This is a genomic window from Catonella sp. (genome assembly GCF_052169795.1).
In the GTDB taxonomy this organism is placed as follows: domain Bacteria; phylum Bacillota; class Clostridia; order Lachnospirales; family Lachnospiraceae; genus Catonella.
The window spans coordinates 1-13,221 of sequence record NZ_JBQNBU010000003.1 but is presented as its reverse complement, the minus strand read 5'-3'; the positions used below and the strand labels follow the sequence as shown (position 1 = coordinate 13,221).

Annotated in this window: 13 protein-coding genes and 1 pseudogene; all 14 read right to left on the bottom strand. The window is 34.9% G+C overall.

Annotation, left to right across the window (positions count from 1 at the left end; all coding sequences use genetic code 11):
- Nucleotides 1-21: 21 nt before the first annotated feature.
- On the bottom strand, nt 22-1,560 hold the full coding sequence (gene miaB, locus ACTTKP_RS00755) for a tRNA (N6-isopentenyl adenosine(37)-C2)-methylthiotransferase MiaB (protein WP_442551995.1): 1,539 nt from the start codon (nt 1,558-1,560) through the stop codon (nt 22-24).
- 128 nt (nt 1,561-1,688) lie between these two features.
- Nucleotides 1,689-1,847: a hypothetical protein gene (locus ACTTKP_RS00750; protein WP_442551994.1), complete on the bottom strand. Its 159-nt coding sequence runs from the start codon at nt 1,845-1,847 to the stop codon at nt 1,689-1,691.
- Between the two features lie 10 nt (nt 1,848-1,857).
- Nucleotides 1,858-2,442, bottom strand: coding sequence for a 5-formyltetrahydrofolate cyclo-ligase (locus tag ACTTKP_RS00745; protein ID WP_442551993.1), 585 nt, complete (start codon nt 2,440-2,442; stop codon nt 1,858-1,860).
- A gap of 13 nt (nt 2,443-2,455) precedes the next feature.
- A complete protein-coding gene (locus tag ACTTKP_RS00740; RefSeq protein ID WP_442551992.1) occupies nt 2,456-4,066 on the bottom strand; it encodes an NAD(P)/FAD-dependent oxidoreductase in 1,611 nt (536 codons plus the stop codon).
- A complete protein-coding gene (locus ACTTKP_RS00735) occupies nt 4,063-5,322 on the bottom strand; it encodes an aminoacetone oxidase family FAD-binding enzyme (RefSeq protein WP_442551991.1) in 1,260 nt (419 codons plus the stop codon). The genes ACTTKP_RS00740 and ACTTKP_RS00735 overlap by 4 nt, the downstream gene beginning before the upstream one ends.
- A gap of 7 nt (nt 5,323-5,329) precedes the next feature.
- Nucleotides 5,330-6,457 (bottom strand): DUF3048 domain-containing protein, encoded by a 1,128-nt coding sequence (locus ACTTKP_RS00730; RefSeq protein WP_442551990.1) that lies wholly within the window; start codon nt 6,455-6,457, stop codon nt 5,330-5,332.
- Between the two features lies 1 nt (nt 6,458).
- Complete coding sequence (gene ybeY, locus ACTTKP_RS00725; RefSeq protein ID WP_442551989.1) at nt 6,459-6,965, bottom strand: rRNA maturation RNase YbeY; 507 nt, start codon at nt 6,963-6,965, stop codon at nt 6,459-6,461.
- Nucleotides 6,943-8,193: a hypothetical protein gene (locus ACTTKP_RS00720; protein WP_442551988.1), complete on the bottom strand. Its 1,251-nt coding sequence runs from the start codon at nt 8,191-8,193 to the stop codon at nt 6,943-6,945. Before ACTTKP_RS00720 ends, ybeY begins: the two co-directional genes overlap by 23 nt.
- The gene (locus ACTTKP_RS00715) at nt 8,190-9,188 is read right to left on the bottom strand and encodes a PhoH family protein (protein ID WP_442551987.1); all 999 of its coding nucleotides are present in this window, start codon (nt 9,186-9,188) and stop codon (nt 8,190-8,192) included. The genes ACTTKP_RS00720 and ACTTKP_RS00715 overlap by 4 nt, the downstream gene beginning before the upstream one ends.
- Nucleotides 9,189-9,310: 122 nt before the next feature.
- Nucleotides 9,311-9,487, bottom strand: a complete 177-nt coding sequence (gene rpsU, locus ACTTKP_RS00710) for a 30S ribosomal protein S21 (RefSeq protein WP_021886387.1) — start codon at nt 9,485-9,487, stop codon at nt 9,311-9,313.
- A 264-nt stretch (nt 9,488-9,751) separates the two neighbouring features.
- Nucleotides 9,752-10,531 (bottom strand): ABC transporter ATP-binding protein, encoded by a 780-nt coding sequence (locus tag ACTTKP_RS00705; RefSeq protein WP_442551986.1) that lies wholly within the window; start codon nt 10,529-10,531, stop codon nt 9,752-9,754.
- Nucleotides 10,521-11,558 carry a FecCD family ABC transporter permease gene (locus tag ACTTKP_RS00700; protein WP_442551985.1) on the bottom strand — a complete coding sequence of 346 codons (1,038 nt, stop codon included), beginning with the start codon at nt 11,556-11,558 and terminating at the stop codon, nt 10,521-10,523. The genes ACTTKP_RS00705 and ACTTKP_RS00700 overlap by 11 nt, the downstream gene beginning before the upstream one ends.
- A gap of 28 nt (nt 11,559-11,586) precedes the next feature.
- Nucleotides 11,587-12,552: a heme ABC transporter substrate-binding protein IsdE gene (gene isdE / locus ACTTKP_RS00695; protein ID WP_442551984.1), complete on the bottom strand. Its 966-nt coding sequence runs from the start codon at nt 12,550-12,552 to the stop codon at nt 11,587-11,589.
- Between the two features lie 4 nt (nt 12,553-12,556).
- Nucleotides 12,557-13,221, bottom strand: a pseudogene (locus tag ACTTKP_RS00690) (hypothetical protein); the annotation flags it as partial.

Here is a 13,221-nt window from a genome sequence, read left to right as displayed (position 1 = left end):
GGAATATCAGTCCCCCCTAAACTATAATTCACCCATTAAATAAAATCTGCAATTTTCAGTAATCTTAACATTTAACAGTCTTCCAATATAATCTTCTTTTTTGTTTGTAGGTACTTTAAAATGTACAAGTGTATTATCAGACATCCTCCCTGTAATAAGTAGATTGTCTTCGCTATTAACTTCTTCTGCTAACACCTCTACTACCTGTCCTACCTGACTACCGAATTTATCATCAGAATATTCTGCTACGGTATCCTGCAGCCTTTTAAATCTTCTTTTCACAGCTTCAATCTCTACCTGATCCGTCATAGTGGCGGCAGGAGTTCCTGTCCTTTTAGAATATTCAAACATATAGGCACTTTGATAGCGTACCTTCCTTACAACATCTAAAGTATCTTCAAAGTCTTCCTCTGTTTCTCCCGGAAAACCGACGATAATATCGGTGGTAAGTGCAATATCAGGAATCCTTCTTTTTATCTTTTCAGTAAGTTCAAGATATCCTTCTTTTGTATACCGCCTGTTCATTCTCTTAAGCACATTATTACTTCCTGCCTGAAACGGAAGATGTATATGTCTACAGACTTTATCAGACTCTGCTATCACCTCAATAAGTTCATCTGAAAAATCTTTTGGATGAGGTGTCATAAAACGGATGCGTCTAATACCTTCCACCTTTTCTACCATTTTTAAGAGTTTTGCAAAGGTAACAGGCTCTCCATCCTCAGCAGACAAGCCTTTTCCGTATGAATTTACATTTTGACCAAGCAGCATAATCTCTATTACACCGGCATCCGCAAGACATTTTACCTCTTTTACTATATCTTCAGGTCTTCTGCTTCTTTCCCTTCCCCTCACATAAGGCACTATGCAGTAAGTACAGAAATTATCACAGCCATAGGTAATATTTACACTTGCCTTAAATGAATACTTTCTTTCATCCGGTAAATCTTCAACTATTTTATCAGTATCCTTCCATATATCTACAAGCATAGAATGTTTAATCTTATACTTTCCATTCTTTTTCACAGGATGATGTGCAGCATAACTTTTCGCTGCAAACAAAGCAAACATAAGTTCAGCAAGCTTGTATATATTGTGAGTGCCGTAAATTAAATCTATAAATGAATAACTTTCTCTAAGCTTCTGGACTACAGTTGTCTCCTGCATCATACAGCCGCATAGAGCAATTATCATATTAGGATTAAGTTCTTTTAATTTTTTTAAATATCCTAAATTGCCATAGACCTTTTGATCGGCATTTTCCCTAATTGTACAGGTATTAAGAATTACAAAATCGGGACTTTTATCTTCAGTGTTTGTAAAACCTATTTTTTCAAGTATTCCTGCTATCTTCTCAGAATCTCTGAAATTCATCTGACAGCCGAATGTATTACAATTAAATGTAAGTTGTTTTCCTGCATTTTTGCAAATTAACTTAAAGACTTCAGCAGCCTTTTCCATATAATAATACTGCCTGTCAGGTTCAGCTATAGGCTCTGTTGCCCTTACCGCTTCAAAATCATAATTAACTTTAAAAATATTTATTACTTTATCTTCCATTTTCATCCTATCTAATATTTAATCAAAACTATCTTATCTGACCATTGCCGATAATTACATATTTCTCACAAGTGAGTTCTGTAAGTCCCATAGGACCTCCTATCGGGTCAGGCAGACGAGCAAGGTTATTAAAAAGTAGTTATATCAAGATTATTAGCAATCAAAATTTCATCTGTATTTTTTAGTATAAATTCCGCACAAGACATTAAAACCTTGTTTTTAACATCTGACTGAAGCAGAGCAAGTTCATACGAAATTTTTTTAGCTTTCTTTAGTACTTCTACCATACCCAACCTCTTAATCAATATACCTGTTTTCAGTTACTATTAAATCAACTTTCTTATCATTATTATCAACCGGCAGTTTATTAAATATCTGATATTCATAAGCCAAGGCAGTTATATGAAACTTATCAGGAAATTTCGCCAAATATCTGTCAAAATATCCTCCGCCATAGCCAATTCTGTTCCTGTTTATATCAAAGCATAATCCGGGAATTATCATTTCTACCATTTTATCGGTCTCATTTATATTGATAATTCTGTCTGAAATCGGTTCTAATATACCCCAAGTTCCTCTCTTATACTCAGTATTATTATCTACTGCTACAAAATCCATCTTCGCCCCTGCTGCAATAGATGTCCTTATTTTAGGCAGAGCCAATATTTTATCGTCATTAATAGCTGTTTCTATTATTTTTATTAGTGGTATCTCACCGTCCATGGATGAATAAGCAAATATTATTTCTGCATTTTTATAATAATTACTATTTAAATAGCTTTCAATGATTATAGAAGCTTTTTTCAAATCATTTTCTAAGATAACAGAATCAGAGGTAATTCTCCTCTTTTTTACTATTTGCCTAAAATACTCCTTGTTCATAAGAATACCTCTATCAACTTCTCTTCTCAATTATCTTCTCGGCAACTTTTATACCATCGACAGCAGCACTTGTTATACCGCCGGCATAACCTGCACCCTCTCCAATAGGATAAATTCCTGCTATATTTGACTCAAAGGTGTTATTATCTCTTACAATCCTAAGAGGACAGGATGTTCTTGACTCTACACCGAGCATAACCACATCATCTCTATTAAAACCCTTTATCTTATTGCCGAAATCTTCCATTCCAAGAATGATTGACTGTACAATATAGTTAGGCAATATTTCTCTCAAATTAGCAAACTGAGTCTTTCCCTTTGATACTGTATCAATCAAACCAAAACCTGAACTTATTTTATTTTCCTTAAAATCACCTAAAAGCTGAACAGGAATTGCTCCGCCTGCTAAATTAAAGGCTTTTTTTTCCAGTTCCTTTTGAAATCTTACACCTGCCAAAGCATCCTCCGCACCGAAATCAGCTGTATTTACAGCTACAACTATGGCACTGTTGGCATTTTTTGAATCTCTATTATGATAGCTCATACCATTTACCAAAGTCCCACCCTTTTCTGAGGAAGAATTTACCACATAACCTCCGGGACACATACAGAAAGAGTAGACTCCTCTCCCTTCCACACCTGTAGATGTTACTTTATAATCTGCAGGAGGAAGTCTGTCATACAGCTTACCATATTGGTATCTGCTTATCATTTCCTGAGGATGTTCTACCCTCACTCCAATAGCAAAAGGCTTAGGTGTCATAATAATTCCCTTTGAGGAAAGAAGACTGAAGGTATCCCTTGATGAATGACCAAGAGCTAAAATTACCTCATTACAAGGAACTGTTTCTTCCTGATTTAACACTACACCGATTAGTTCCCCGTTTTTTGTATGAAAATCAGTAAACTTAGTTTCAAACCTATATTCTCCCCCAAGTGCCTCTATTTCTTTACGCATATTTATAAGCACAGTCTTAAGCACATCAGTTCCGATATGAGGCTTATTAATATATAAGATTTCAGGGTCTGCACCAAATTTTACAAAAGTTTCAAGCACAAAAGGAATTCTTCTAAAAGGGTCTTTTACCATTGTGTTTAACTTTCCGTCAGAAAAAGTACCTGCACCACCCTCACCAAACTGTACATTGCTTGTTTCTGAAAGTTCTCCTCTTTCCCAAAACTTTTCTACAGTAGCAGTCCTTTTTTCTACCTCCTGCCCCTGCTCTATAATTATTGGATTAAGACCTGCTAATGCAAGCACATAGGCACAAAAAAGTCCTGCCGGTCCGCTTCCTATAATGATAGGTCTGTTCCTTTTATCACTGTGTTCAATTTTTTTAATACTAAGTTTTTCATCTTTATATACTGTTATATCAGTATTAGTTTTTTTTGCAGATAATACTTTATTATAAGCCTTATCTGCCAATGTGACAACAACAGATAGACTATAATGTATTTCCTCTTTTTTTCTTGCATCAATTGATTGCTTTTTGATTTCGTATGCAAGCAAATCTTTATCATTTATCTTTAACTTCCTTATGCAGGCTTTTCTTAAATCATCCTCTTTATAGCCTATTGGAAGCTTTATTTGTGAAACCTGAAGTAAATTTCCTTCTTTCATCATTCTCCATTTCCAACTTCATAAGCACTTGAAAATGCCCAAGTAAGGTTATAACCGCCACAAAGTCCATCTACATCAAGAACTTCTCCAACAAAAAAAAGTCCTTTTACTAACTTTGATTCCAGGCTGTTTGTAACCTCTTCCATTGGGACGCCACCGGAAGTTGTCTGTGCCGATTCAAAACTGTTAACGGATATTATATCAAATTTGGCTGATTTAAGCCACTGTGAAATCATACCAATTTTATCATCAGTTATACCTTTCACATAGCCTCTATCAGTTAAAAACTTATCTGAGATATATTTTACAATTTTCTCGTAAGTAAAGCCTGTTAAAAATTTATCAACCGTTTTTTCTGCTAAGATATCTTTTCGGTTTTTTAAAATAGCTCTAAGCTCTTCTTCTGATTTTTCATAATAAAAATCTATGTCAAAGTATAGCTTATTCCCCTTATCCAATTCTCTTGCAATCCTGCCTGAAAGCTGCATTACAGGTATGCCGCCGACACCCTGTTCACTAAATTGCAACTCTCCTATTTCACTACCTAGCAGTACCTTGCTTTCTCCATGGTCAATATAGGCTGTTATCTTAGCCGTGCATCTGATTCCTGCAAAGTTATGCCTACTTATTTTAACCGAAGAAAGAGCCGGCAAAGGCTTGATTATACTGTGTCCTAGGTTTTTAATTATATTATAAAAAGAGCCGTCACTACCGGTAGAATTAGAGGCAAGTCCTCCGCAGGCGATTACCAGTTTCTTTGCGAAGTACGAATAAGAATTATTACTATCTCCTGTTACAACTTCAAATATTCCATCGTTTTTCTTAACATCTATAATATTTATATTCGTTTTTACCTTAACTTTAAGCCTTATTAACTCATCGGTTAAAATATTTACAAATTCTTTACCGCTTTCGCCTGCCGGATATACATAGCCCGCCTCTATCCTGTCAAAATTCCTGCCTTTTTTAACTATCCACTCAATGCCAAAAGAAGAGAAAAGGTCTGTAAGCCCTTTCCCTCCCATCTTATTTATAAGGTTATAAGCCTTATCTATATCACCACTGTTATAGCAAGATTTTGTCTGATAAAGATTGGTAAAATTACATTTCCCATTACCGGTTATAGCAAGCTTTTTACCCAAAATTTTACCATGTTCAATTATGGTTACACTGCTACCCTTTCGTGCTGCAATCAGTGCAGTAAATATGCCCGATGCCCCTCCGCCAACAACTATTAAGTCTCTGATTTCATTAACCATAGTTCCTCTATTTCTTTTTGAATGTTATCATTTCTTTTCTGTTGACAGGAAAGACTGCATAATAAGTTTTACCTGTATTTACACGGACTTCCTCAGTGTGAGCCTTATCATAATAAAATCCGGTTTTATCTGCTCCGCCCTTTTTCTCCCAATAAACTTTAATTCCTCTACCATTTGTAATATAGTAAGCATTTCCTGACTGATTAATTAAATCCATTGTCTGATAACCATTTCTATCCTTATTATATTCATTTACAAGCTGAATAAAAATATTTTTGAACTTAAGTGCCTTGCCTGTCCCCTTATCAATATGTTTTGTTCCGAAAGCATACCTGGTATACAACTTATCTTTTTTACTGAATGTAAACCAAGGTGTCATATATGCAGAGAAAGGTATTTTAGCATAATCTGCCTTAAATGAATCCTTTTTGTCATTATTTACCTCTTCATCCTGAGAAAAATTAAAATGTGATGAAATTCCTTTTTTAGGCTTGGTTCTTAACTTCTTATCCTTCATAGCCTGCATCAGCCCTTTAGTACTTGCAAAAGCATTGTGTGGAGCTCTTATATTGTTATCCCTGTAAAATGCCCTTGCTCCTTCCCAAGACAGTCCTGAAATAGTATCCACTCCTAATTTTTTTATTTCATCTATTGCATAATGTGTCTGACCGAAATGAACAAAAATGGCATCAAACTCATTTGCAAAATCTACATAATAATGTCTTGCACTCCTTACTGAGCCTATTTTATCACCCTTCATATAGTCAAAGACTCCCATAAGCCTTGTTATTCCGCCTTCAGCCAAGATTTCATATATAATCTCTGCCCTCCCTGTACCTGTTTGTGGATAGGCAAATTCTATATTATTGAACATAAAAGCAAATGGGCGCTTATCCTTATATTTTTCATCTAAAGGTTTTCCACTCAAAGGACTGGTGTAAGCAGGTTTCTCAGGTTCTGTCTGAATTTCAGATACAGAGGAAGAAGACTCCGGCATATTGGGTACAGTATTTGAAACAACTGATGTTACATTTTTGATAACAGATGAAGTATCTGTTTTTTTGCCACAGCCTGAAAGAGAAACAAATACTGCGGATAGCATAATTAAGCCTGTAATTAATATTTTATTTTTCATCTCATCCCTCATTTCTAGTTATACTTAACGCCTGTAATATTGCCTCCTGTTTTGCCTCCATTACTAAGCGTTCTTCCTCATCTATGTGGTCATACCCAAGCAAATGTAACATACTGTGAGCTACCAAAAAGGCAAATTCTCTCTTATTACTATGCCCGTACTCCTTAGCCTGTTCTAATACCTTATCAACCGAAATCATAATATCTCCTAAGAGAAGTTCATCTGTTTCAGGATTAAAATAACTTTCAGGGCTTTCCTCAACCAAAGTAAAGTCAGCAGGTGAAATATAATCTGCCATAGGAAACGAAAGTACATCTGTAGGTCTGTCAATACCTCTGAATTCTTTATTTGTTTTATGAATTTCCTCATTGTTGGTAATCAGTATATTTATCTCTACTTCGTAAGGACAATGCTCCGTTTCAAGAGTTTGCTTTACCACATCTTCAATAATCTTTTCATAATCAAATCCAAGCTCTTTCTCAGTTTCATTCTCCACTAAAATAGTCATAGTTCACTCTTGCCTCCTCAATAAGATAGTCCTTAATCAATTTATATTCATTCAAAGAAAGACCTGATGCATTCAGTCTTCCCGCCATAAGACAAGAATCCATAACACTATCCACTATTTGATTAAGGCTGTGTTTCATGCCCTTACCTTCAAGATAGGATACAGTTGCAGAAAATTTACATACTATCATAGTTATCGCAGTTTCACGAGATTTCGGATAACCTAACTTAAAATTATGTTCCTTTATAAAAGCAATAACTTCATTAGGGAAATTATTATCTTTTGCTAAAACTAAACCCTCTACTATATAATTATTACTTATAAGGCGGCCACATTCCGCATAAAAAGCACCTGTCTTTGCAAGACTTACATTTCCACCTAAAAGCTCAACTATTTCCTTTACAAATTTGGAATTTCTTTCTGCTATATTAAAAAGTTTTTCATTTTCAACCATTTTTTTATAAACAGCTATATCATTATTAAGCAAATAAGAATAGTCTTTTTGTTCAGATATTTTGTCTTCCGCTTTCCGTTCTCCGGCAGCATTTTTTATAACTTCTGAAATAATATTAACATCCGGTTCTATATTCTTAACCGCAGTTTTATTTAATATCCATCCTAAAAAAATACAGCCTGAAATTATTAATACATCAATTAAATGTGATGCAGTAATTATCTGATCCGTCCTAAGTCCATTCACTATTACAAAAAATGCCACTTCAAAAGACAGCAAAGTTATGATTGAGTAAATAACACTCAAAAAGTCGGAATAATACCTGGTCAGGATAATCATAATAACAGCTGTCAGAAAGCTGTTTGCCACAAATTCAGGAGTAACATTAGTAAAGACAGTCACTATCAGCACATAAGCAAAAGATGACATTAATGCACTGAGCATATCTGTAAATGTTACGGCAAGTATAATGCCTATTAAAAAAAACCATCTGAAAATCGGCATTTCAGCAAACAAACCTAAGCAAACAGTTATTGTAAAGCCTGAGACTGACAGCAGCTCCATCATAATACCGTTATTGCATCTTGTATTTTTGTGACTTGCAGCCTTTGCATACAGCCTGTAAATGACGCAAAAGACAGATACAAATAAAGCTAATCCGATTATTTTATATGAACTGTCAAATTTAACTGTACTAAGCAGAGCACATAAAGGTACTGAAATAAATACCAGATTATCTTTTATCAATTTATATATAGGTTTATCTTCGGTCATCTCCGATAACTCCTTTTATTTTCTTTGTGTAAATTCTTTTTTTCATAATCGTCATAGGCAGTCACTATTTTTTGTACCAAAGGATGACGAACCACATCCTTGTTGGTAAGGGTTGAAAAACCTATTCCTTCGATATTTTTCAGTATTTTAACTGCCTCCTCAAGCCCTGATTTAGTACCGCTTGCCAAGTCTTTTTGAGTTAAGTCTCCTGTAATAACCACCTTAGAACCAAACCCTATCCTTGTAAGAAACATCTTCATTTGTGCAGGAGTTGTATTCTGTGCCTCATCTAAAATAATAAAAGCATTATCAAGAGTTCTTCCCCTCATATAAGCAAGGGGTGCAACTTCTATCAACCCCTTTTCTACATTTGACTGAAAATTTTCAGCTCCCATAATTTGGTTAAGGGCGTCATATAATGGTCTCAGATAAGGATCTACCTTACTCTGTAAGTCACCGGGAAGAAAACCAAGCTTTTCCCCGGCTTCTATCGCAGGTCTGGTAAGTATAATTCTTTCTATTTTATTGTCCTTAAATGCCTGAATAGCCATCGCCATCGCAAGATAGGTCTTACCGGTTCCTGCCGGTCCCAGTCCAAAGACAATTATATCTTTTTTTATCTGATCTACATACTTCTTCTGCCCTATAGTCTTTGGCTTTACAGGCTTACCACTTACCGTATGAGCTATTATTTCCTTGTCTATACTCTCAAGACTTTCACTGGAATCAATAGGGTCTTTTATTATTGAAACGGCATAATTCACCTGTTGTTCCGTTATATCCGTTCCTCGTAAAGAAAGTGCGAGAAGCTGCTCCATTACTTTCAGAGCCTTTAGAACATCTTCTTTACTTCCTTTTATATATGTAATTCCATCTCTTGATACTATACTAACACCAAAAGATTTCTCTATAATCTTAATATTAGCGTCAAACGCTCCTGATACATTTGACTCATGACTTACCGGTATATTTATTGTAATTTCAGAAAGTGCCAATTTTATATACTCCTTTTATCATAAAAAGTGTGAGTGCACATCCATTTCATAAGCGAACAATCTTTAACAAAATATATAAAAAGACGCAGAGCCATATCGACACTGCGTCCTTTCAACTTTAACTATTTGAATTTGCGTTTTCTAGCAGCCTCAGACTTTTTCTTACGTCTGACAGATGGCTTCTCGTAATGCTCTCTTTTACGAATCTCCTGCTGAATACCGGCCTTCGCACAGTTTCTTTTGAAACGGCGAAGAGCACTATCAAGAGTTTCGTTTTCTTTCACGATTACATTTGACATTCTCTCACCAACCCTCCCCTCCAGCTGTAGATTTAGTGCTGACAACTGATTGGGTAATAATAATCATAGCACTCTTATATTGTACAAGATGGCAGGCATTTTGTCAAGCCTAATTTTCGCCATTTCTAAGCAAATGTTATTTGAAAAAGTAAATTCCACATTAGTATGGATTTTACTTATTCCATATATCATACTTTTACCTATGCTCTTACTGATTATTACAAAATGATACAGTGATAAAACCCAATTATAGATAACACAGGCTTACAAGGAATTCATTACAAATATTTCTCCATTAACATTTACTACGGGCAATTTTACTCCATAAATATTTTCTATTAACTCACTGTCTATAATCTTCTTTGGATTTCCTGTAGCCATTATTTTCCCTTGTTTCATTGCTATAATATTATCTGAATAAGCAATAGCCTGATTCATATCATGCAACACCATAACTATAGTAATACAATATTCTCTGTTTAGTTTTCTTACTAACTCCAATATATCTATTTGATATCTGATATCTAAATAGGTAGTAGGTTCATCTAAAAATAAAATCTTAGTGTCTTGAGCAATGGACATAGCTATCCACACTCTTTGCCTCTGTCCTCCGGATAAACGTCCAATCTCCCTATGTCTAAGATCCTTTATATCCGTCACTTCCATCGCTCTGTCAACTATTTCTTCATCTTCTTTTGTTTTAAATACCATCCCTCTCCTATAAGGTGTACGACCGAAAGCAACCAATTGTTCAACTGTAATATCCAAACTTGTTTTATTATACTGATGTACAATTGCCACATTTTGAGCAAATTTTTTAAGAGAATAATCTTTTATGTTCATATTTCTTAAACATATTTCTCCTTCTGAAACATTAAGACTTTTAGTCATAAGAGAAAACAAAGTTGACTTACCACAACCATTACCTCCCAAAAATGTAGTAATCTTATTTTCCTCTATTTCTAAATCAATTCCCTTTAATACTTCATTTTTTCCATAAGAAAAACGCACACCTTCTACAGTCATAACAGCTTTATTTTCCATAATTTCGACTCCCCCTTAATAAAGCAATAAAGAAAGGACCACCTATTATACTCATAATAATTGCAGCTGGAACTTCATAAGGACTTGCAATCGTACGCCCCAAGGTATCTGCGAGTAAAAAAGTAAACGAACCTAAAATAACAGAAAAAGGAATAAGTTTTCTATAATCTGCTCCCACCAATAAGCGTCCTATGTGTGGTACAATCAACCCCAAAAATCCTATAATTCCAACAACAGCTGTGGAGATACTGGCAAGCAGTACAGCTATAGAAGATATTACAATCCGTGTTCTATTCACATTTACTCCAAGCGCTTTTGCTGTAGTATCTTCCAAACTTAACAGATTACAATTAACAGCCATAAATAAAGATAAGATAATTCCAATTATAATATATGGAAAAAGGATAGATACATCACTCCAAGTCTTCATAGTAATATTACCGTTTACAATAGATGCAACTCCTTGCATATTACCTCCCGCCATAGAATTTAATGCACTCGATAAACCGGCAAACATAGCATTCACAGCTACACCCACTAAAATAATTCTTAGAGGAGATAGACCATCCTTCCATGATAATGTATAAACTAAAAAAAATGCTAAAATCCCTCCGATAAATGCAAAAATAGGTGTCAGAAAGAATAACAACGGAAAAAATGCAGTAATAATTACTGATACAAATCCTGCTCCACTTGATATTCCTATAATTCCCGGATCCGCCAAAGGATTTTTAAGTACTGCCTGAAATAAACATCCTGATGTAGCTATCCCCGCTCCTGCCAAAAGCGAAATAATGATGCGTGGAAATCTGAGATCATAAATCGTTGCCACATTAGGATTATACGCAATAAATAAACCATCATACAATTCCATTAAAGATACTTTTAAACTACCTGTATTTACAGCAAATAGAATTAATATTATGTTAAAAAAAATGCAAATAAGAAAAGAAAGTAAAGCCGTAATTTTTTTTATCTTTCTATCCCTTTCATCAGCATTTAGACTACTTATTTTCGGATTATCCATATCCTCTACCTTTCAAATCAACAATATATTACTTATTATCTTTTTCATAAAAAATTTCATCTAACTCTTCTAATGCAGACGGATAATTAAATTTAGCACTCATTCCAAAATTTTGATAAGTTAAATCGTACACCCTTCCACTTTCCACAGCTTTAAAATGTTTCCAAATATCATTTTCTTTAAAATCCTTATCAAACATACTCTTAACTTTATCAGGAATTGCATGAGAAGCTCTTAAGATAATATCCGGCTCCTTTAATTTCATATCCTCTGTATTTACATTCAAAAATTCTTCATCAGTACCCGCATACACATTAATTCCACCTGCCATTTCAACTAAACTGCCAACATAGGAATTTTCTGTTGCAATAATATAACTCCCCGGCAATCCCATAAGTATTAAAACCTTAGGTCGTTTCTGCTCTCTATGGTTTTCATTATAAGTTTTCAAATAAGCTTCAAATTCATCAATCAATACTTTTGTTTCTTCTCTTCTATTAAAAATCTCACCCAATTCATAAATAGATTTATACATCCCCTTTATACTGCTAAGATTCAAAAAAGCATAATTAATCCCTATTCCCTCGTACTTAGGCTTCAAGTCTGATATTAAACTCTGAGGACTTAAAATCCAATCCGGGTTGAGTGAAGAAACAATTTCCATATCAGGGCTCATAGGTGTTCCTACTTTTTCCACATCCTTATATCTTTCAGGAATAGTCGAAATAACACTTCCCACCCCTCCAACTAAATCAAGCTGCAGCTTATCACATATATCCATAATAGTAGGAGATGTAGCAATGATACGCAAATTTTTCTTATTAGCTTTTTTTTTCGCTAAAGCTACAGCCGGTCTTACAATCTTATTTTCTTGTAAATCAATATCACTTAATGTCCCCCCACTATGTTCAGGATGTTGATCAACACACGAAACCTGTAGCGATATAATTAATAAAAAGAATATCGCCGAAATTATTTTTTTTAATTTTTTCATACAACTATTCTCTCTTTTTCTTCTTGAAATATCCTACTCCAAAGGTAACAGTAAAACATAAAACAAATCCCTGTACTAGCACAAAAATATATTCAAGTATTTCCTCATTTAAATGTATCTTTACTCTAACAGGCTTTTGTGATTCTTCCTGAGCTTCTTTTTCTGTAGATAAGACAAGTCCTTTCACTCCATCACTGCCCGCTTCACTATAAGTATTGTTAAATTCCAATCTCGGATCGACAGCAGTTAAATTCGGATTAATCATCATAGGATTTTGAATAGAGCTTAAATGATTCTCGGGATTCACCGGATAATATCCGTTTCCTTGCCAACCCCAATTAGGTAAAAATTCATAAGAATTTTGCGGCTGTATCATTCCGTAACCATTTTGTACAGGTGGCATTGCATAACCATTTTGTACAGGTGGCATTGCATAACCTCCTTGTGCCGGCGGCATTGCATAACCTCCTTGTGCCGGCGGCATTGCATAACCATTTTGTACCGGCGGCATTGCATAACCTCCTTGTACCGGCGGCATTGCATAACCATTTTGTACCGGCGGCATTGCATAACCTCCTTGTGCCGGCGGCATTGCATAACCTCCTTGTACCGGTGGCATTGCATAACCTCCTTGTGCCTGATTCATCCCGTTAACTTCAGAATCAGGTG